The 17,856-nt window shown below is 71.9% G+C and carries 22 protein-coding genes; 12 read left to right on the top strand and 10 right to left on the bottom strand.

The window, feature by feature from the left end:
* Positions 1-2 precede the first annotated feature (2 nt).
* From ABZO29_RS10460 to ABZO29_RS10430, 7 genes are read left to right on the top strand one after another with little or no spacing between them, the layout of a single operon-like run.
* A complete protein-coding gene (locus ABZO29_RS10460) occupies positions 3-266 on the top strand; it encodes a gas vesicle protein GvpG (protein ID WP_367319868.1) in 264 nt (87 codons plus the stop codon).
* Complete coding sequence (locus tag ABZO29_RS10455) at positions 263-973, top strand: DNA primase (protein ID WP_367319867.1); 711 nt, start codon at positions 263-265, stop codon at positions 971-973. Before ABZO29_RS10460 ends, ABZO29_RS10455 begins: the two co-directional genes overlap by 4 nt.
* Entirely contained in the window at positions 970-2,115 is a 1,146-nt protein-coding gene (locus ABZO29_RS10450) for an SRPBCC family protein (RefSeq protein ID WP_367319866.1), read from the top strand. The genes ABZO29_RS10455 and ABZO29_RS10450 overlap by 4 nt, the downstream gene beginning before the upstream one ends.
* Entirely contained in the window at positions 2,112-2,438 is a 327-nt protein-coding gene (locus ABZO29_RS10445) for a gas vesicle protein (protein ID WP_367319865.1), read from the top strand. Before ABZO29_RS10450 ends, ABZO29_RS10445 begins: the two co-directional genes overlap by 4 nt.
* Positions 2,435-3,199, top strand: a complete 765-nt coding sequence (locus ABZO29_RS10440; RefSeq protein ID WP_367319864.1) for a GvpL/GvpF family gas vesicle protein — start codon at positions 2,435-2,437, stop codon at positions 3,197-3,199. Before ABZO29_RS10445 ends, ABZO29_RS10440 begins: the two co-directional genes overlap by 4 nt.
* Positions 3,196-3,384, top strand: coding sequence for a gas vesicle protein (locus ABZO29_RS10435; RefSeq protein WP_367319863.1), 189 nt, complete (start codon positions 3,196-3,198; stop codon positions 3,382-3,384). The genes ABZO29_RS10440 and ABZO29_RS10435 overlap by 4 nt, the downstream gene beginning before the upstream one ends.
* Positions 3,381-3,665 (top strand): gas vesicle protein K, encoded by a 285-nt coding sequence (locus tag ABZO29_RS10430; protein WP_367319862.1) that lies wholly within the window; start codon positions 3,381-3,383, stop codon positions 3,663-3,665. Before ABZO29_RS10435 ends, ABZO29_RS10430 begins: the two co-directional genes overlap by 4 nt.
* Positions 3,666-3,688: 23 nt before the next feature.
* On the opposite strand, the gene ABZO29_RS10425 is transcribed toward ABZO29_RS10430, so the two are convergent.
* From ABZO29_RS10425 to ABZO29_RS10415, 3 genes are all read right to left on the bottom strand, one after another.
* Positions 3,689-3,859: a hydrophobic protein gene (locus tag ABZO29_RS10425; protein ID WP_367319861.1), complete on the bottom strand. Its 171-nt coding sequence runs from the start codon at positions 3,857-3,859 to the stop codon at positions 3,689-3,691.
* Positions 3,860-3,901: 42 nt separating this feature from the next.
* Positions 3,902-4,723: a class I SAM-dependent methyltransferase gene (locus ABZO29_RS10420; protein WP_367319860.1), complete on the bottom strand. Its 822-nt coding sequence runs from the start codon at positions 4,721-4,723 to the stop codon at positions 3,902-3,904.
* Positions 4,724-4,846: 123 nt separating this feature from the next.
* Positions 4,847-6,340, bottom strand: coding sequence for a bifunctional phosphatase PAP2/diacylglycerol kinase family protein (locus ABZO29_RS10415; RefSeq protein WP_367319859.1), 1,494 nt, complete (start codon positions 6,338-6,340; stop codon positions 4,847-4,849).
* A 67-nt stretch (positions 6,341-6,407) separates the two neighbouring features.
* Here ABZO29_RS10415 and ABZO29_RS10410 point away from each other — a divergent pair, with 67 nt between their 5' ends.
* Positions 6,408-7,076, top strand: coding sequence for a histidine phosphatase family protein (locus ABZO29_RS10410; protein ID WP_367319858.1), 669 nt, complete (start codon positions 6,408-6,410; stop codon positions 7,074-7,076).
* Between the two features lie 66 nt (positions 7,077-7,142).
* Positions 7,143-8,762, top strand: coding sequence for an ABC-F family ATP-binding cassette domain-containing protein (locus ABZO29_RS10405; protein ID WP_367319857.1), 1,620 nt, complete (start codon positions 7,143-7,145; stop codon positions 8,760-8,762).
* A 331-nt stretch (positions 8,763-9,093) separates the two neighbouring features.
* Here ABZO29_RS10405 and ABZO29_RS10400 read toward each other — a convergent pair whose 3' ends face one another.
* Positions 9,094-10,194 carry a Vms1/Ankzf1 family peptidyl-tRNA hydrolase gene (locus ABZO29_RS10400; RefSeq protein WP_367319856.1) on the bottom strand — a complete coding sequence of 367 codons (1,101 nt, stop codon included), beginning with the start codon at positions 10,192-10,194 and terminating at the stop codon, positions 9,094-9,096.
* A gap of 59 nt (positions 10,195-10,253) precedes the next feature.
* Here ABZO29_RS10400 and ABZO29_RS10395 point away from each other — a divergent pair, with 59 nt between their 5' ends.
* Entirely contained in the window at positions 10,254-10,583 is a 330-nt protein-coding gene (locus ABZO29_RS10395) for a DUF6158 family protein (RefSeq protein ID WP_367319855.1), read from the top strand.
* A gap of 30 nt (positions 10,584-10,613) precedes the next feature.
* Here ABZO29_RS10395 and ABZO29_RS10390 read toward each other — a convergent pair whose 3' ends face one another.
* From ABZO29_RS10390 to ABZO29_RS10370, 5 genes are all read right to left on the bottom strand, one after another.
* Positions 10,614-11,159, bottom strand: coding sequence for a type 1 glutamine amidotransferase domain-containing protein (locus ABZO29_RS10390; RefSeq protein WP_367319854.1), 546 nt, complete (start codon positions 11,157-11,159; stop codon positions 10,614-10,616).
* Positions 11,160-11,181: 22 nt separating this feature from the next.
* Positions 11,182-11,829 carry a diguanylate cyclase gene (locus ABZO29_RS10385; protein WP_367319853.1) on the bottom strand — a complete coding sequence of 216 codons (648 nt, stop codon included), beginning with the start codon at positions 11,827-11,829 and terminating at the stop codon, positions 11,182-11,184.
* Positions 11,826-12,257 (bottom strand): CBS domain-containing protein, encoded by a 432-nt coding sequence (locus tag ABZO29_RS10380; RefSeq protein ID WP_367319852.1) that lies wholly within the window; start codon positions 12,255-12,257, stop codon positions 11,826-11,828. Before ABZO29_RS10380 ends, ABZO29_RS10385 begins: the two co-directional genes overlap by 4 nt.
* Positions 12,254-12,658 (bottom strand): DUF2795 domain-containing protein, encoded by a 405-nt coding sequence (locus ABZO29_RS10375; RefSeq protein ID WP_367319851.1) that lies wholly within the window; start codon positions 12,656-12,658, stop codon positions 12,254-12,256. Before ABZO29_RS10375 ends, ABZO29_RS10380 begins: the two co-directional genes overlap by 4 nt.
* 287 nt (positions 12,659-12,945) lie before the next feature.
* A complete protein-coding gene (locus ABZO29_RS10370) occupies positions 12,946-14,742 on the bottom strand; it encodes a thiamine pyrophosphate-requiring protein (protein ID WP_367319850.1) in 1,797 nt (598 codons plus the stop codon).
* 242 nt (positions 14,743-14,984) lie between these two features.
* Between ABZO29_RS10370 and ABZO29_RS10365 the strand changes: the two genes are divergently transcribed.
* Positions 14,985-15,779, top strand: a complete 795-nt coding sequence (locus tag ABZO29_RS10365; RefSeq protein ID WP_367319849.1) for an RNA polymerase sigma factor SigF — start codon at positions 14,985-14,987, stop codon at positions 15,777-15,779.
* A gap of 24 nt (positions 15,780-15,803) precedes the next feature.
* On the opposite strand, the gene ABZO29_RS10360 is transcribed toward ABZO29_RS10365, so the two are convergent.
* Positions 15,804-16,919: a PAS domain-containing protein gene (locus tag ABZO29_RS10360; RefSeq protein ID WP_367319848.1), complete on the bottom strand. Its 1,116-nt coding sequence runs from the start codon at positions 16,917-16,919 to the stop codon at positions 15,804-15,806.
* Positions 16,920-16,998: 79 nt separating this feature from the next.
* On the opposite strand from ABZO29_RS10360, the gene ABZO29_RS10355 reads away from it, so the two are divergent.
* A complete protein-coding gene (locus ABZO29_RS10355) occupies positions 16,999-17,724 on the top strand; it encodes an ANTAR domain-containing response regulator (protein WP_367319847.1) in 726 nt (241 codons plus the stop codon).
* Positions 17,725-17,856 lie beyond the last annotated feature (132 nt).

The raw sequence follows: 17,856 nt of genomic DNA, 5'->3' as shown, positions 1-17,856 counted from the left end.
CCGTGGGGCTGATCGGGGAGGTGTTGCTGCTGCCGTTCGCCCCGGTGCGCGGGAGCGCGTGGGTGATCGGACAGGTGTTGAACGAGGCCGAACGACAGTACTACGACCCGGCCGTGATCAGGGCCGAACTCGCCCGCCTCGAAGAGGCGTTGGAGGCCGGTGAGATCGACGAGGAGGAGTTCGACCGGCGTGAGGACGAGCTCCTCGACCGGTTGGAGACCGGCCTGGGCACGGACCCGGGAACGAACGACGGGACAAGACGATGAACCGAGTGGGACTGGGCCTCGCGGTAGGGGCCGGATACGTCCTGGGACGTACGAGGAAACTGAAACTGGCCTTCGCCGTCGGCACCCTCGTGGCCGGCAAGCGGATGCACCTCAGCCCGCGGGCGCTCGCGGACCTGCTGTCCCAGCAGCTGCTGAACAACCCGCAGTTCAAGGAGATCGGGGACCAGCTGCGCGAGGACCTGCGCGGAGTCGGGAAGGCGGCCTCCGGCGCGATGGTCGAGCGGCAGATCGACGCGATCGCCGACCGGCTGCACGGACGGACCGCGGCCGTGCGCGACCAGCTCGCCGGAGTGGTGCCCGAGCCGCCGGAGACGGGCCTCGGGGGCGACGAGGCGGAGGACGCGGAGGAGGAGTACGACGAGGAGCCGGAGCCGGAGCCGGAGCCGGAGGAGGAGCCCGAGGAGCCGGCCGGCGAACGACCCGCCGGGAAGGCTCCCGCGAAGAAGGCCGCCACCCGGGAGGCCTCGGCGAAGAAGACCGCGGCGAAGAAGACCGCGGCGACGAAGGCAGCGGCGACGAAGACCGCGGCGAAGAAGGCTCCCGGCAAGAAGGCCGCGGCCGAGGAGACTCCCGCCAAGAAGGCCCGGGGCAAGAAGGCGGCCGCGAAGAAGACCACGTCGGCCAGGAGGACGGCCGCCAGGACCGCATCCCGGGCGCGGCTGCCGAAGGGGGGTGGTGAGCGATGACCGACACCCTCGGATCCGCGACGTCCGCGGCCGGCACGGCACGCGGCAACCCGCTCACCGACGCGGCCCGCAGCGAGGCCGCCGAGCGCCTCAGGGCGGAGCTGGAGGAGTACCTCGCCGCCCAGGCCCAGCGACTGCTGGTCGGCTTCGGCCGCAAGCTGGGCGAGGCCACGGTCAGGCTGAACGACATGGCCGAGGGCAACAGCCCAGGCCTGGCCCGGCTCGCCCTCGACGGCGGCCGCAAGCTGGTCGAGGGCAAGGGCCCGCTGCGCAGCGCACTGGAGGCCGGCGCCTCGCGCGCCAAGGACAGCGTGACCGGCGCCCTGCGCAACCTCGGCGGCGGCAAGGGCCGCCGCAAGGGCGGGGCGGGGGCCGGGCCCACGGTGATCATCGAGCAGATCGACGTGGGCGTGCCGCTGCGCACGGCGTACGACCAGTGGACCCGCTACCAGGACTTCAGCACCTTCGCCAAGGGGGTCAAGAGCGCCAGCCGCGCCGACGACACGACCTCGGACTGGCAGCTGAAGATCTGGTGGTCCAACCGCAGCTGGAAGGCGCACACCACCGAGCAGGTCCCCGACGATCGGATTTCCTGGACGTCGGAGGGCGCCAAGGGCACCACGAAGGGCGTGATCTCTTTCCACCGGCTCGCCGACGGCCTCACCCGCGTCCTGATGGTCATCGAGTACTACCCCAAGGGCCTCTTCGAGAAGACCGGCAACCTCTGGCGCGCCCAGGGCCGCCGTGCCCGCCTCGACCTCAAGAACTACGCCCGTTTCGTCACCCTGAGGGGCGAGGTGGAGGAGGGCTGGCGCGGCGAGATCCGCGACGGCGAGGTCGTCACGTCGCACGAGGACGCGCTCGCCGAGGAGACCGGCGAGGAGGAGGATGAGGAGTACGAGGACGAGGCCCCCTACGCCGAGGAGGAGAACGGGGAGAGCGGGGAGTACGACGAGTACGAGGAGGAGGAACCGGAGGCGGAGCCCGCGGAGAACGTCGAGGAGGAGTCCGAGGAGGTGCCCGCGGACGAGTTCGACGAGGTGCCCGAGGACGAGGACGAGGAGGTGCCCGCGGACGAGCTCGACGAGGTGCCCGAGGACGAGGACGAGGACGAGTACGTCGACGGCGGGAGCCGCCGATGACCACTCCGGGACGGCTCCCCGACCCCTATGCCCGGGACGGGAGCGCCAACCTCGCCGACATCCTCGAGCGCGTGCTCGACAAGGGGATCGTCATCGCGGGCGACATCAGGATCAACCTGCTCGACATCGAACTTCTCACGGTCAAGCTGCGGCTCATCGTCGCCTCCGTCGACAAGGCGAAGGAGATGGGCATCGACTGGTGGGAGGAGGACCCGGCCCTGTCGTCGCGCGCCCGCCGCAACGAACTCGCCCGTGAGAACGCCGAGTTGCGTGAGCGGCTGGCGCAACTGGAGCCCGGCCGCGTGCAGGAGGAGGCCCCATGACCGGACTGCGCTACGTGTACGCCGTCTGCCGACCCTTCGGCACCCCTCTCCAGGCCCAGCTGACGGGCGTGGCGGGCGACCCGCCCAGGCTGCTGCACCACCACGGCCTGGTCGCCGTCGTCAGCCATGTGCCGGAGGGGGACTTCGCCGAGGCGTCGCTGCGCGCCCATCTGGAGGACATGGACTGGCTCGCCGCGACCGCCCGCGCCCACCAGGGCGTGATCGACGCGCTCACGGTGGTGACCACCCCGCTGCCGCTGCGGCTGGCCACCGTCTTCCGGGACGACAGCGCCGTACGCGTGATGATCGAGGCCCGTGAGGACGACTTCCGGCGCATCCTCGACCGGCTGGAAGGCCGGGTGGAGTGGGGCGTCAAGGTGTACGTCGAGGCCGAACCCGAGGACACGGGGGCCACCGGCGAGCCCGCTGAGCAGCCTGCGAGCGGTCGGGACTATCTGCGGCAGCGGCGGGCGAGCTTCCGGGCCCGGGAGGACCTGTGGCAGCGGGCCGAGGAATTCGCGAGCCGGTTGCACGAAAAGCTGTCCGAGCACGCGGAGGATTCCCGCCTGCACGCCCCGCAGAATTCCGCCCTTTCCGGTGCCCCCGGGCGGAACGTGCTCAACGCCGCCTATCTGGTGTCGCGCACGCGGTCAGAGGAATTCGTGGAAATCGTGGACCGTACGAAGGACGAGGCATCCGGAATGCGCGTCGAACTCACCGGGCCATGGGCGGCCTATTCCTTCGCGGGGGAGGAACCGTGACCGTCGTCGAACGCCGTGAGGTGGCCCTCGTGGACCTGCTCGACCGGCTGCTCGCCGGCGGTGTCGTCATCACGGGGGACGTCACGCTGCGCATCGCGGACGTCGACCTGGTGCGCATCGACCTGAACGCGCTGATCAGCTCCGTGAACGCCCAGGTGCCGTCGCCGTGGGGGGAGTTGACGTGACCGCACCCCGCAACCGGCTCGACCTCGATCCCGACACCGTCGAGCGTGACCTGGTCAAGCTGGTCCTGACCGTCGTGGAGCTGCTGCGCCAGCTGATGGAGCGGCAGGCGGTGCGCCGGTTCGACGTCGGCGACCTGACCGAGGAGCAGGAGGAGCGGATCGGGCTCACCCTGATGCTGCTCGAGGACCGCATGGCCCAGTTGCGTCAGCGCTACGGACTGCGGCCCGAGGACCTCAATCTGGACCTCGGGCCGCTCGGACCACTGCTTCCCCGTGACTGAGTCGTCGACGGGAATTACTCAACTCACCACCTGTACCAGCGGCCCCTGCCGCCGGCTGCGGTCGTCCCATGGAAAAGGAATCCCAGCAGCCATACGACAAGAACGGCCAGCGCGATCCACCAGAGGGCTTTCAGTGCGAATCCCGCACCGAAAAGGATCAGAGCCAGAAGCAGTACCAGCAGGATGGGAACCATAACGTGAACCTCCTGCATTCCGGGTTTCCCGAAAACCGCGGATCAGACTTCCTTGCGGCAGAGAATTTCCCCGTGCAGGACGGTGAACCAGCCGTCCTCCCGCTCTCCCCACTCCCGCCAGGCGTCCGACACCGCCCGCAGTTGGTCCAGGGTGGCGTGACCGCCCTCCGTGGCGCGCTCCGCGTACGCCGAGGCCAGGGTCCGGTCGGCCCACAGGCCGCTCCACCATGCCCGCTCGTCCGGCGTCGAGAAGGTCCAGGTGCCGGAGGTGGCCGTGATGTCCGTGAGCCCGGCCGCCAGCGCCCACGACTTCAGCCGGCGTCCGGCGTCCGGCTCGCCGCCGTTGGCGCGGGCCACCCGGCGGTACAGGTCCAGCCAGTCGTCCAGCCCCGGTGACCCGGGATACCAGGTCATCGCCGCGTAGTCGGAGTCCCGGACGGCGATGAAACCGCCCGGCCTGGTGACCCGCTTCATCTCGCGCAGCGCCTGCACCGGGTCGCCGACGTGCTGCAGCACCTGGTGGGCGTGGACCACGCAGAACGTGTCGTCGGGGTGGTCGAGGGCGTGCACGTCGGCGACCGCGAAGTCGGTGTTCGTCAGGCCCCGCTCGGCGGCCGCGGCCCGCGCCCGGTCCAGGATGCCCGGCGCGTGGTCGACGCCGGTGACGTGCCCGGCGGGGACCAGGGCGGCCAGGTGGGCGGTGATGGTGCCGGGGCCGCAGCCGATGTCCAGGATCTTCATGTGGGGCTTCAGGGAGCCGAGCAGGTAGGCCGCGGAGTTGGCGGCGGTCCGCCAGGTGTGCGACCGCAGCACCGACTCGTGGTGGCCGTGCGTGTAGACGGCTGTCTCCTGGGCCTTCGGCATGGCTGTGCCCCTTCTCCTGGTACCGGCCCCCGGGCTCCTGGGAGTCCGGGGCGACACGCCTCACCGTACGCGCGCATGCCGAATAATGAGACCCTTTGTCTCGCGATGCGAGCTGACGGATTATCAGCTGTTGGGTAGTGGGCGATACACCGTCAACGCCTCCGGCAGCTTGTCCAGCGTCACCTCGCCCTGCACCTCGATGACTTCGCCGTCGTACGCGAGAAGCGTTCCGGGGGCGACGCCGTTGAGGTGCAGCCGGCCGACCTGGACCGCCGCGTGCACGGGGGAGCGGGTCAGCGGCCCCGCGACGGCGGCGGCCAGCAGGCGCAGCGCGGGCCGGCGTCCGCCGTGCACGACCCGTACGTCGAGCCGTCCGCCGGCCAGGTCGAGGCGGCGGCCGGGGGCGAGGCCCATACGGTGGTAGGTGCCGTTTCCGGCGAACAGCAGCCACAACGGGTGGGCGCGGCCGCCCAGTTCGGCCTCCAGCGGATGCCGTCCGGTGCGCAGCACACGCAGCGTCGCGAGGATCCCGGCGGGCCAGCCGCCGATCCGGCGCGACCAGCGGTCCCGCTCGCGCACCAGCTCCGGATACACGCCCAGGCTGCAGGTGTTGAGGAAGACGCCCCGCCGGTCGCCGCAGGTGAAGCGGCCCACGTCCACCCGCACGGCCTCGCCGCCCTGCACGGCCCGGCTCAGGTCCCGGACGTCCTCAACGCCCAGGTCGTACGCGAAGTGGTTGAGTGTGCCGCCCGGTACGACGGCCAGCGGCAGACCATGGCGCAGGGCGGTCTCCGCGGCCGTGTTCACCGTGCCGTCGCCGCCGCACACGCCGAGGACGCGAGCGCGGGCCGCGGCCTTCTCCAACTCGTCCCGCACCTCGGTGGCTTCGCACTCGACGATCTCCGCGAGCGGCAGGCCGGCCCACAGTGCCCGGATCCGGTCGGCGGTGCCCGCGGCCGTGTTGGCCACGACCACCAGTCCCTCCCCTTCGGGCAGCGCGGGAACCTCGGCGCGGGGCCGGGCCGGCGGCATGAGCTGAGTGCGGGTCGGCACCATCCCCCGCACGGCGAACGCGGCGCCCGCGCCGAGGGCCGCGCCCGCGAGGACGTCGCTCGGGAAGTGGACGCCCGTGTAGACCCGGGACATCGCCACCGAGAACGCGACGGGGGCCACGACGGCGCCCCACCTGGGCGACTCGAGGGCCACCCCGGTCGCGAAGGCGGCGGCCGACGCGGAGTGACCGGACGGGAACGACGTGGTGATCGGCTGCCGCTTCAGCTGCCGGACCAGCGGCACGGGATCCAGGACGGGCCGCGGGCGGCGCACCGTCCGCTTGCCCAGGGTGTTGATCGTCAGAGAGGCCAGGCTCAGCGAGGCGAGCCCGCGGGCGGCGGCGCGGCGCGCCCGCGGCGTGCGGCTCGCCGCCATGGCGGCCGCCGCGGCGAACCACAGCACCCCGTGGTTCGCACTCCGGCTCAGCCGTGGCAGCACGGGCCCGGCGGCCGGCCAGTGCCGCTCGGCCGAGAACTCGAACAGCCGGTTGTCGAGGGCGAGCAGCCGGTCACGCAGGGCATGGCGGCCGGGCTTCGGGACGGTGAGATCGACATCTGGGCTCATGTGTGCCGGGTACCCTGAAGTGGCCGTTTCCGTGCGGGGGCGGTACCGAAAACCGGAGGATCCCTGCATGCGTCTGCTGCTCGTCCGCCACGGCCAGACCCCGACGAACGTGGACTACCTGCTGGACACCGCAGCTCCCGGGGCCGGTCTGACCGAGCTGGGCGAGCGCCAGGCGGCCCTGCTTCCGGAGGTTCTCTCCGACGAGGACATCGAGGGTCTGTACGCCTCCGTCCTCGTCCGCGCCCGGCTCACGGCCGCCCCCCTGGCCGCGGCCCGTGGACTCGAGGTGCGGGTGCGGGAGGGCATCCGGGAGGTCACCGCGGGCGACCTGGAGATGCTGCCCGGGGAGTCGGAGCAGGGCGAGGTGTACATGCGCACGGTGTTCGCCTGGGCGGCCGGTGACACGGCGCTGCGGATGCCGGGCGGCGAGAGCGGCGCCGAGTTCCTCGCACGGTACGACGCCGTGGTCGCCGAGGCCGCGGCGAGCGGGGCGGGGACGGTCGCGATGATCAGCCACGGCGCGGCGATCCGGTGCTGGACGGCGTCCCGCGCGGACAACGTCGACATCCCCTTCGCGGCGGCCCACCGGCTCGAGAACACCGGAGTGGTCATCCTGGAGGGTTCGCCGTCGGACGGCTGGAAGGCGCTGTCCTGGGCGGGCGCGACGGTCGCCCCGGCCGGCGACGGCGGCCCCGCGGGACGCCCTCTGGGCGAGACCGGGGCGGAAGCCGGGTAAGCGCTCGCGCCGAGGGCGGAATATGGGTTTGCCCGTCCCCGGTGGGCGCCCGCAGAATGCCTCCTCATGGGACATCTGGAAGCCGCACATCTCGAGTACTACCTCCCCGACGGGAGGGCCCTGCTCGGCGATGTGTCCTTCCGGGTGGGCGAAGGGGCCGCCGTGGCCCTCGTCGGCCCCAACGGCGCCGGCAAGACCACCCTGCTGCGGCTGATCTCCGGTGAACTGAAACCGCACGGCGGGACCGTCACCGTGAGCGGCGGACTCGGCGTGATGCGTCAGTTCGTGGGGTCCGTGCGGGACGAGACGACCGTACGGGACCTGCTGGTGTCGGTGGCGCCGCCCCGTATCCGCGAGGCCGCGCAGGCCGTCGACAAGGCCGAGCACGCCATCATGACCGTCGACGACGAGGCCGCCCAGCTGCGGTACGCGCAGGCGCTCGCCGACTGGGCCGAGGTCCGCGGGTACGAGGCGGAGACGCTGTGGGACATGTGCACCACGGCCGCGCTGGGCGTGCCCTACGAGCGGGCGCAGTGGCGGCAGGTGAGCACCCTCTCCGGCGGTGAGCAGAAGCGGCTCGTCCTGGAGGCGCTCCTGCGCGGCACCGACGAGGTGCTGCTGCTCGACGAGCCCGACAACTACCTCGACGTACCCGGCAAACGCTGGCTGGAGGAGCGACTGAAGGAGACCCGCAAGACGGTCCTCTTCGTCTCCCACGACCGCGAACTCCTCGCCCGCGCCGCCGAGAAGATCGTCTCGGTCGAACCCGGCCCGGCCGGCGCCGACGCCTGGGTGCACGGCGGCGGCTTCGCCACGTACCACGACGCCCGCCGTGAACGCTTCGCCCGCTTCGAGGAGTTGCGCAGGCGCTGGGACGAGAAGCACGCCCAGCTGAAGAAGCTGGTGCTGACGCTCCGTCAAGCAGCGGAGAACAGCGCGGACATGGCGTCCCGGTACCGTGCCGCCCAGACCCGGCTGCGCAAGTTCGAGGAGGCCGGACCGCCCCCGGAGCCGCCGCGCGAGCAGGACATCACCATGCGGCTCAAGGGCGGCCGCACCGGCGTGAGGGCCGTCACCTGCAAGGGACTCGAGCTCACCGGCCTGATGAAACCCTTCGACCTGGAGGTCTTCTACGGCGAACGGGTCGCCGTCCTCGGCTCGAACGGCTCCGGCAAGTCGCACTTCCTGCGGTTGCTCGCCGGCGACGACGTGGCGCACACGGGGGAGTGGAAGCTCGGCGCGCGGGTCCTCCCCGGCCACTTCGCGCAGACCCACGCCCACCCCGAGCTCCAGGGCCGCACCCTCCTCGACATTCTGTGGAAGGAACACTCCCAGGACCGTGGCGCGGCCATGTCCCGGCTGCGCCGCTATGAGCTGACGCAGCAGGCCGAGCAGACCTTCGACCGGCTCTCCGGCGGCCAGCAGGCCCGCTTCCAGATCCTCCTCCTCGAACTGGAGGGCGTGACGGCACTGCTGCTGGACGAGCCGACCGACAACCTCGACCTGGAATCCGCCGAGGCTCTCCAGGAAGGCCTGGAGGCCTTCGACGGCACGGTCCTCGCGGTCACCCACGACCGCTGGTTCGCCCGCTCCTTCGACCGCTACCTGGTCTTCGGCAGCGACGGCCGGGTCCGCGAGACACCGGAGCCGGTGTGGGACGAACGGCGGGTGGAACGAGCGAGATAGCGCTCCGCTGGTAGTGCCGGCCGCGATGGGTCGTCTTTCGTCTGCGGCGCCGCGGTGGCAGGTCGCGCAGTTCCCCGCGCCCCTTTGGAGCGCTGCCGATCCCGGTCACTTCCAGCGCAGCAGGGCGCCCAGGGTGCGATGGGTCGTCTTTCGTCTGCGGCGCCGCGGTGGCAGGTCGCGCAGTTCCCCGCGCCCCTTCGGGGCGCTGCCGATCCCGGTCACTTCCAGCGCAGCAGGGCGCCCAGGGTGCGATGGGTTGTCTTTCGTCTGCGGCGCTGCGGTGGCTGGTCGCGCAGTTCCCAGCGCCCCTTTGGAGCGCTGCCGATCCCGGTCACTTCCAGCGCAGCAGGGCGCCCAGGCCGCCCGCCGGGGTGTCCTCCGATGGGGACACCGCCAGGGCGGGGGCGTCGGTGGTGACCGCCGAGCGGACCAAGGCGTCGTCCGCGCGGGCCGCCCACGAGTGCTGCTCGCCGAGGGTCTTCAGGTCCGTACGGCGTACGGCCAGCTGGTCCGGGTCCTCGCCGATCCACACCTCGCGGTACGTGTCGGGTCCGTCCGTGCGGACCAGCAACTCGTCGATCCGGTGCTCACGGGCCGCCTCGACCAGCGCGGGAACCCCCTCCACCGCCCCGGAGCGCCCCTCGGCGTCCGGTGCGCGGGCGGCCAGGAACCGCTCCAGCTCGGCCTCGGCCCGCCGGCGCACATGCTCGGCGCGGGCCGCCTCCACCTCCTCGTCCAGGAGCCGGCTGCCGGAGCCGTGCGGAAGCTCGGTGACGCGGTCGCGCAGCCGCTGCGGCAACCGCTCGTGCACGGCCCGCCGCTCCCGGTCGTCACCGACCAGGACCAGCAGGTCGGCCCGGGTCTCCTCCTGGCACACGGAGAGCGCGTCGGCGATCTCCACCGCGTTGTGCTCCCAGGTGTTCTCGACCTTCAGCTGGAAGTGCCGCTCCGACCAGTCGACGGTGCTCGTCCGGTGGACGGGCCACTGCCTCCCCGTCACCGACCCGGCGTCCTCCCGGCCCAGCGTGGTGCGCAGCTCGAAGTCCGCGCCCTTGCGGTCGATGTACGCGACCACGCACACCGGTTCCTGATCGGCCAGCTCGAGCAGCGGGGTGACCCGCGGCAGGGGCGTCCACTCGGCGTGGCTGCCCTGCGGGGAGCGGGCCAGCGGCGGGTCCAGGACGACGTGACCCGCATGGGCGAACAGGGCCCGCCCGTGCGGCTCGGGAGAGTGGCGCAGCTCCTCGATCGCGTTCTCCACGGCCCGGCAGGTGGCGTCGTCGGCGCCCTGTCCGGCCAGCTCCCGGGACATCGCCGCGGCCGTGAGATGCCGCTCGTGGGGCGTGTGCTCCGTGTGGCGGGAGGTGTCGACGTACACGGAGGCCCAGGGGCCGGAATGTTCGTACAGTGGATTCAGAAAAGCGAGATCCATGGCTCCCTCCCGGATGCCTGACGGGGTAGTGCTGCTCACCGGGCGGGTACCCGAACCGCATGAACGAACACGACGAGGCGGGCACCACCATGACCGGAGTCGACCCGGGCCGTCTGGACGACCAGCAGCTCATGAAGGAGCTGGAGACGATCCACCGCACGCGCCACGACACCCTGCTGTACGGCTCGAACGACGCGTTGCGGGCCCACAACGAGCGCATGGCGCAGCTCGAGGGCGAGTACCTGCGGCGCAACCCGCGCCGTTTCGTCGCCGCGGGCCGCACCCGCGACGGGGCCCGGGAGCGGGCCGCCGCGGTGGACGGGGCCCGGACCCGGAAGAATCCCGTCGGCAAGTGGGGCCCGGGAACAGAGGTGAGCGGCGGGGCGTGACCCCGCCGCCCGGACCGAGGTCGCCTCCGGTCAGCCGGTGGTCTCCTGCGCGAAGACGTCAAGGAACGCCTCGCAGAACGCCTTCAGATCGTCCGGCCTGCGGCTGGTGACCAGCTTGTTGGGGCCCTGGTCGCAGATCCTCACCTGCTCGTCGACCCAGGTGCCGCCCGCGTTGCGGATGTCGGTCCTGAGGCTCGGCCACGAGGTCAGCACCCGGCCCCGTACGACGTCCGCCTCGACGAGCAGCCACGGTGCGTGGCAGATCGCGGCGACCGGGCGGCCCCGCTCGAAGAAGGCCTGGACGAACGTCACGGCGTTCTCGTCCATGCGCAGGAAGTCCGGGTTCGCGACGCCGCCCGGCAGGACCAGCCCGCCGAAGGACTCGGCCGGCACCTCGCCGACGACCTCCTCCACCGGGAACCTGTCCGCCTTGTCCAGGTGATGGAAGGCCTGGATCTCACCGGGCCTCGTGGACACGAGTACGGGGTCCTGTCCCGCGTCGACCGCCGCCTGCCACGGATCGGTGAGCTCGATCTGCTCGACGCCCTCGGGTGCGGTCAGGAATGCGATGCGCATGATGGTTCAGCATCCTCTCGGCTCAACGGCCTTTCTCCTCAACGGACTTCTGGTTCCCGCCGGGCTTCTTCCGCAGGCCCGTGCGCACGCAGCGCAGCAGTTCCTCCCCGTACGGCAGGAGCACGCACGTGCCGATCGCGGCGGCGATGCCCGCGAGATAGCCGCGCGACAGCGGAGGCCGGCGCGGCACCAGCCGCCATGCGTCCGGGTCGCCGCGGCCACCCCGCACCAGTGACTTCACCTGGTCGGCGTGCAGGCACATCAGCGCGGCCAGCGCCCCGAACGGCAGCGACTCCAGGAAGCTGTGGATGTGCTGCTCGACGGGCCTGACCTCGCGCTCGCTCCGCACGGCCGTCCGTACGTCCCACAGCGCGGTCGCCTCGTGCACCGCGGCGCCGCCCAACTGCACCGACAGCATCAGCGGGTTGACCTCGTAGCGCAGGGTGAGCGCGATCGGCACGCCGACCTCGGCCATCATCAATGAGTGGATCAGGGACTCCTTCGTCCCCGCGGTGTCCTCGATCCGGGTGCGCCGGTGCATCACCCAGTCGGCGAGCCCCGGGACGAACCAGCTGGGCAGCAGCCCGTACAGCAGGTAGCGGGTGGTGGCCTCGCCGACGTCGACGGTGACGCCCGTCGCGGCGATCTCGGCGGCCCGGTCCCGGCTCATACGCGGCCCCGGCGGCCCGGATCGGCGCGGCTGATCTCGGCGAGTGCCGAGTCCGGGTCCCGCGCCACCGCCAGGTCGCCCAGGCTCACGAAGCCGACGGGCCGGCCGTCCTCGACGACCGGCAGTCGCCGTACCGCGTGCTCCCGCATCAGCCCGACCGCCTCCGGCACCGGATCGTCGGGTCCGACCACGACCGGGCGCGGCGTGCACACGGCCTCGGCCGGTACCGTCAGCGGGTCGACGCCCTCGGCCACCGCGCGCACCGCGATGTCACGGTCGGTGAGCACCCCGACCACCCGCCGGTCGTCGGCGACCAGGACGTCCCCGATGTCCTCGGCGCGCATCAGCTGAGCCGCCTCGACGAGTGAGGCGTCCGGGCGGACGGTGATCACACCCGGCGTCATCACGTCCCTCACGCACTGGGTCATCGGCGGGCACCTCCCCGGCCCGCGCCGCCGCGTTCCGTCAGCGCCTCGGCCAGCGCCTGCACATTGGTGTAGCGCGCCGAGCGCGGCAGCACCTGCAGGGCCTCGATCAGGGCGTCGGGGGCGTTCCTCCGGCGCAGCACGGCACTCAGTTCGCCCGGTCCCGCGGGAAAGGAACTGCGGCCCAGGATCCTGGCCAGCTCCAGACGCACCGCCTCCAGAGAGGCCCGGGAGCTGCCCGGCGCCACCGGTCCGCCCCAGACCTCCGGGTCGTCCTCGGCGGTCGGCTCCGGGTCGTGCCACTCCTCGGTGCGCGTGGGATGCCCGGACCTGAGCAGACCCTGCAGTTCGTGCTTCATCTCGTCGTCCCGGTGGACGCTCAGCCGGTCACTGCCTCGCTGCATTGTCTCCCTCCAGATCTTCGGGGGTGGGGACCGCGTACCCGGGGAGCGGGCACCGACACGGGGATTGCCGGCCGGATCGGACGGGGTTTGCGCGGCGGACAGCGGGAGACCCGGGACCCACCCCCCCACGGAGCCACCTGGGGAAGGACAGGCAATGGCGCTGCTAGCCGTGATCATCCCGGTCGTGATGCTGGTCGTACTGCTGGCACTCGGCCGGTACGAGGAGATGCTGCTGCCCTCCGAGACACCGGAGGAGGAGACGCCGCCGCTGCCGACCTGGGTGGCGCCTACTTCCTCTCGTGGCCCGGCAGGAACTCCTGCAGCTTCGCCTTGAACCCCTGCTTGACCATGGAGCCCCGGTCCGCGTCGCCCTTGAGGATCGACGCGGCCGTCGCCTCCATCTGCTCCCACGTGGCGTGCGGCGGGATCGGCGGCACGGCCGGGTCCGTGAGGAACTCGATCACGGCCGGGCCGTCGGCCTCGAGCCCGGCCCGCCAGCCCGCCTCGACGTCCTCGGGCTTCTCCACGCGCACCCCGGTCAGGCCCAGGGAGCGGGCGAACGCCGCGTACTGCACGTCCGGGAGCTCCTGCGAGGGCAGGAAGGACGGGGCGCCCTCCATGGCCCGCATCTCCCACGTCACCTGGTTGAGGTCGTGGTTGTTCCAGACGCCCACGACCAGCCGCTTGTCCTCCCAGCGGTCCTGGTACTTCGCGGCCGTGATCAGCTCCGCGAGCCCGTTCATCTGCATCGCACCGTCGCCGACCAGCGCGAACACGGGCCGGTCCGGATGGGCGAACTTCGCGCCGATCGCGTACGGAACCCCGCAGCCCATCGTCGCCAGCGTCCCGGACAGCGAGGCGCGCATGCCCGGCCGCATCGTCAGATGCCGCGCGTACCAGTTGGCCACCGATCCGGAGTCCGACGTGACGATCGCGCCGTCCGGCAGCAGCGGGTCCAGGGCCCGGGCCACGTACTCGGGGTTGATCGGGTCGGCCGACAGCTGCGCCCGCCGCTCCATCACCTCCCGCCAGTGCCGTACGTTGTCGCACACCGTCTCGTACCACTCGCGCCCGCGTTCCTCGCCCCGGATCATCGGGATCAGCCGGCTCAGCGTCTCCTTCGCGTCGCCGACGAGATTCACCTCGTACGGATAGCGCATCCCGACCATGTGCGGATCGATGTCGATCTGCACACCCCGCGCCTTGCCGAAGTCCGGCAGGAACTGTGTGTACGGGAAGGAGGAGCCGATGGTCAGCAGGGTGTCGCAGTCGCGCATCAGCTCGTACGACGGACGCGTGCCGAGCAGGCCGATTGCGCCGGTGACATAGGGGAGTTCGTCGCTCAGGACGTCCTTGCCGAGCAGCGCCTTGGCGACGCCCGCGCCGAGCACTTCGGCGATCTGCTCCACCTGAGCGCGAGCCCCGGCCGCGCCCTGGCCGGCCAGGATCGCCACCTTGTCACCGGAGTTGAGGATCTCCGCCGCCCGCTGCAGGGACTCCTCCGAGGGAATCGCCGTCCAGGCGCTGCGGTCCAGGCTGGAGGGCACCATCTTGAACTCGTGCGTGGGCGCCGCGTAGTCCAGCTCCTGCACGTCGCCGGGGACGATGACGGCCGTCGGGCAGCGGCGCGCGTAGGCCGTGCGGATCGCCCGGTCCAGCACGTTCGGCAGCTGCTCGGGAACCGTCACCGTCTCCACGAAGTCCGAGGCGACGTCCTTGAACAGCGTGTGCAGGTCCACCTCCTGCTGGTACGAGCCGCCCATCGCCGTCCGATGCGTCTGGCCCACGATCGCCAGCACCGGAACGTGGTCCAGCTTCGCGTCGTACAGGCCGTTCAGCAGGTGGATGGCGCCCGGCCCGGAGGTCGCCGCGCACACCCCGATCCGGCCGCTGAACTTGGCGTAGCCGACCGCCTGGAACGCGGACATCTCCTCGTGCCGGGACTGGATGAAACGCGGCCGGTCCTCGGCCCGGCCCCAGGCGGCGAGCAGCCCGTTGATGCCGTCGCCGGGATAACCGAAGACGTGCTCCACACCCCACTCGCGCAGCCGCTCGAGGATGTGGTCGGACACCTTGGTGCTCATTCCGGGCCTCCCGGTCGTGAGGAATCGTCGTCGCACCGCCCGAGTCACCCGGGGCGCGGCCGGAAAACCTGCGTGGGTGTTTGCGGGCAGGGGCCCGGGGCAGGCGCTGTGTCAGTGCTTCGGACAGGAGGCACGTCCGTGGGAAGCGGCGACCGCACCCCCCGTGTCTCTGTCCGGGGTGTGCGCGCGCTCCCACGGTGACCGTCCAACCAGAGCACCCGTATAGGGAGATGCGACGCACCATGCGAAACCGAGCGAGCGCGAAGCACCACCCGCACGACGACGCCCCCGACACCGCGGAGGCGTTCCGCCGGCTCGCCACGCTTCCCCCGGGCCAGCAGCGCGACACCGTCCGCGAGCAGATCGTCGAGGCATGGCTGCCGATGGCCGAACGGCTCGCGGGACGCTTCCGCAGCCGCGGCGAGAGCTACGAGGACCTGCGCCAGGTCGCGGCCCTCGGCCTGGTCAAGGCCGTCGACCGCTACGACCCCGACCGCGGCAACGCGTTCGAGAGCTACGCGGTCCCCACCGTCACCGGGGAGATCAAGCGGCACTTCCGCGACCACATGTGGACCCTGCACGTGCCGCGCCGGGTCCAGGACCTGCGCAACCGGGTGAGGTTCGCCTGCCAGGACCTGTCACAGAGCGCGTCCGGACAGCGGCCCACAGTCGCGCAGATCGCCGAGCACGCGAACATGAGCGAGGAGGACGTACTGGTCGGGCTCGAGGCGCTGGAGAGCTTCACCGCGTTGTCGCTGGACGCGGAGCTGCCCGGCAGCGAGGACGGCTACTCCCTGAGCGACGCCCTCGGCTCGGCCGACCCCGCGCTGGACACGGTCGTGGACCGGGAGGCCGTGAAGCCCCGGCTGGCCGCGTTGCCGGAGCGGGAGCGGGCGATCCTTTACATGCGGTTCTTCGGAGACATGACGCAGAGCCGGATCGCTGAGCAGTTGGGGATCTCGCAGATGCATGTGTCCCGGCTCATCAGCCGGTGCTGCAATCGGTTGCGGGATCAGGTGTTGAGCGACGTCGCGTAGAGGGGTTTCACGACACAAGGGGTTTCACGACACAGCCCCGCGCCCCTGTACGGCGTTGCCCGCAGCCAGAGCCATGTGCCGGGCCATGATGTCCATCGCCTGTGCTTCGGCCATGGAAAACGGCGGGCGTGTACCGCAGCGGAACAAGGTCAGTACGCCTTGGCCGGGCAGAGGTGTGCACAGCAGTGATGTGACGTTCGCCTGGATCAGGTACGGGGCGCCCGTCGTGTCCCGGCCGAAGGCATCCGGGTTCTCCGGGCGTATCTGCAGTGCCGTGGAGCCCGTGCGGGCCGCCTCCGTGACCAGGGGGCAGTCGGCCGGGTCCTGGGACGCCAGTGCCGGTGCCTGCTCGTCCGACGGTGCCAGCACGGTCGTACGGGACAGGCGCGCGGCCCCCGTGTCGGCGATCACCCAGTCGGCGAAACAGCCGTGCAGGACGTGTGCCGCCCGTTCCAGGGCCGTGCCCGCAGGTGCGGTCAGCAGGGTCGTGGTCATCGTGTCCAGGAGGTCCGTCAGGGCCGCGTGCCGGGTCGCCTCGCCGAGGTCCGGCAGCGGGGTCTGCGGGCCGTCGGCGGTGGGCAGCTGCTGTCCCGCGGGCTGCAGCACCGTGAGGACCGCGGCGCGCGGCTCGCCGGACGGGCGTACCGCGGCGAGGGTGGTGTGCACCGGTACCGCCGGGCTCTGCTGGAGGCGGACGGTGAGGCTGCGGTCGCCCTCGCCGCGGGCCACCGCCGCGGCCTGGGAGCGGAACGCCGCCCGGTCGCCGTGCGCGAGGAAGCCCGTCAGCGGGCGGCCCGTCGCATAACCCGCGCGGGCGCCGGTCAGGGCCGTCGCCGCGAGGTTCAGCCGGCGGACCACCGTCTCCCGGTCCACCAGTGCGACGGGCACCGGCAGACGCTGGAACACCGCCCGCAGCAGCTGCTGCTCCTGGCGGTCGGCCGGGGCGGTGCGGGGCAGCTCCGACGTGGACAACCGCTCGTACCACGGCCACAACTGGCCCGCCACATGGTCGAGTTCGAAGATCGCCGCGTCCAGAACCGACGGCAGGTCCCCGGTCGGCACGGACCGCGCCGCCTTGAGCTCCGCGATGCGGCGCACGAAGTCCGCGAGTTCCTCACCGAATTCGTCCGTCTGGGTCATACGACGAACGTAACTCTGTTTCCTGGGTCGGTCGTCGGGAAGGTGCGAGGTGGACGACCGCGGAAAGGAGGAGTACCGCATGCCGGGTACAGAGGACCCCGGCCGGTGGGAGGCCGTATCTCCTGAGTCTCCCGAATCCGCGCTGCCGGGGCGACGGTTGTCGGAACTCGTCGAACAGGCCGTGCGGTGCACCGCCGACTGCTGCGGAGCGAGCAGCATGGTGGCCGAGGGGAGCCCCGAGCGGCTCTCCGCCGTCACCCATCCCGACCTCGCCGCGCTCGTCTCGGTGCAGCTGCGCTGCGGTGACGGGCCCATTCCGGCCGCGCTCGCCCAGGGGGAGCCGGTGGACAGCGCGGACCTGCTGTGCGAGGAACGCTGGCCGCAGTACCGCGCCATGGCGCTGGACTCGGGGGTGCGCTCCAGTGTGACGCTGCCCTTCCGGCGCCGCGGTCTGACCGTCACCCTCAGCCTCTACAGCTTCCGGCCCGGCACCCTGGAGGACGCCCCGCACGGGCCCGCGCGGGCGCTCGGCGACTTCACCGCGACCTCCCTGGTCCGTGACCGGTCCTACCGGGCGGCGCTCACCGAACTCGACCAGCTCGGCACCGCGCTGCGCTCCCGGCCCGTCGTCGACCAGGCCTGCGGCATCGTCATGCACGTCCTGGGCTGCGACGCCGACACCGCCTTCGGTGTCCTGCGCCGCATCTCCCAGACGACCAACCGCAAGCTCTCCGAGGTCGCGTCGGCCGTCGTCAGCAAGCGGGGGCGAGGGCTGGAGCGGAACCTGGCGGCGCTGATGAACTGAGCGGACTGAGCGGACGGAGCGGACGGAGCGGTGAGAGCGCGTGGAGTCGCCCCGCCGTGTCACCCGCTCGGCCGCTCCCGTCCCGCCAATGGGCCCCGGCCGCGCGCGCCGGGCCGCCGGGGCGGCTGTGAT

Origin of the sequence: Streptomyces sp. HUAS ZL42 (genome assembly GCF_040782645.1) — a bacterium.
Classification (GTDB): domain Bacteria; phylum Actinomycetota; class Actinomycetes; order Streptomycetales; family Streptomycetaceae; genus Streptomyces.
Note: the sequence above shows the minus strand (reverse complement) of the source record. Positions and strands in the feature narration are given on the sequence as shown.

What these genes read in the sequence shown, in the direction of transcription:
- ABZO29_RS10450 (WP_367319866.1), top strand. Translation starts at nt 970, where the DNA reads ATGACCGACACCCTCGGATCCGCGACGTCCGCGGCCGGCACGGCACGC.
- ABZO29_RS10375 (WP_367319851.1), bottom strand. Translation starts at nt 12,658, where the DNA reads ATGCAGCGAGGCAGTGACCGGCTGAGCGTCCACCGGGACGACGAGATG.
- ABZO29_RS10385 (WP_367319853.1), bottom strand. Translation starts at nt 11,829, where the DNA reads ATGAGCCGGGACCGGGCCGCCGAGATCGCCGCGACGGGCGTCACCGTC.
- ABZO29_RS10400 (WP_367319856.1), bottom strand. Translation starts at nt 10,194, where the DNA reads ATGGATCTCGCTTTTCTGAATCCACTGTACGAACATTCCGGCCCCTGG.
- ABZO29_RS10420 (WP_367319860.1), bottom strand. Translation starts at nt 4,723, where the DNA reads ATGCCGAAGGCCCAGGAGACAGCCGTCTACACGCACGGCCACCACGAG.
- ABZO29_RS10455 (WP_367319867.1), top strand. Translation starts at nt 263, where the DNA reads ATGAACCGAGTGGGACTGGGCCTCGCGGTAGGGGCCGGATACGTCCTG.
- ABZO29_RS10360 (WP_367319848.1), bottom strand. Translation starts at nt 16,919, where the DNA reads ATGACCCAGACGGACGAATTCGGTGAGGAACTCGCGGACTTCGTGCGC.
- ABZO29_RS10390 (WP_367319854.1), bottom strand. Translation starts at nt 11,159, where the DNA reads ATGCGCATCGCATTCCTGACCGCACCCGAGGGCGTCGAGCAGATCGAG.
- ABZO29_RS10405 (WP_367319857.1), top strand. Translation starts at nt 7,143, where the DNA reads ATGGGACATCTGGAAGCCGCACATCTCGAGTACTACCTCCCCGACGGG.
- ABZO29_RS10395 (WP_367319855.1), top strand. Translation starts at nt 10,254, where the DNA reads ATGAACGAACACGACGAGGCGGGCACCACCATGACCGGAGTCGACCCG.
- ABZO29_RS10370 (WP_367319850.1), bottom strand. Translation starts at nt 14,742, where the DNA reads ATGAGCACCAAGGTGTCCGACCACATCCTCGAGCGGCTGCGCGAGTGG.
- ABZO29_RS10440 (WP_367319864.1), top strand. Translation starts at nt 2,435, where the DNA reads ATGACCGGACTGCGCTACGTGTACGCCGTCTGCCGACCCTTCGGCACC.
- ABZO29_RS10365 (WP_367319849.1), top strand. Translation starts at nt 14,985, where the DNA reads ATGCGAAACCGAGCGAGCGCGAAGCACCACCCGCACGACGACGCCCCC.
- ABZO29_RS10355 (WP_367319847.1), top strand. Translation starts at nt 16,999, where the DNA reads ATGCCGGGTACAGAGGACCCCGGCCGGTGGGAGGCCGTATCTCCTGAG.
- ABZO29_RS10445 (WP_367319865.1), top strand. Translation starts at nt 2,112, where the DNA reads ATGACCACTCCGGGACGGCTCCCCGACCCCTATGCCCGGGACGGGAGC.
- ABZO29_RS10380 (WP_367319852.1), bottom strand. Translation starts at nt 12,257, where the DNA reads ATGACCCAGTGCGTGAGGGACGTGATGACGCCGGGTGTGATCACCGTC.
- ABZO29_RS10415 (WP_367319859.1), bottom strand. Translation starts at nt 6,340, where the DNA reads ATGAGCCCAGATGTCGATCTCACCGTCCCGAAGCCCGGCCGCCATGCC.
- ABZO29_RS10410 (WP_367319858.1), top strand. Translation starts at nt 6,408, where the DNA reads ATGCGTCTGCTGCTCGTCCGCCACGGCCAGACCCCGACGAACGTGGAC.
- ABZO29_RS10425 (WP_367319861.1), bottom strand. Translation starts at nt 3,859, where the DNA reads ATGGTTCCCATCCTGCTGGTACTGCTTCTGGCTCTGATCCTTTTCGGT.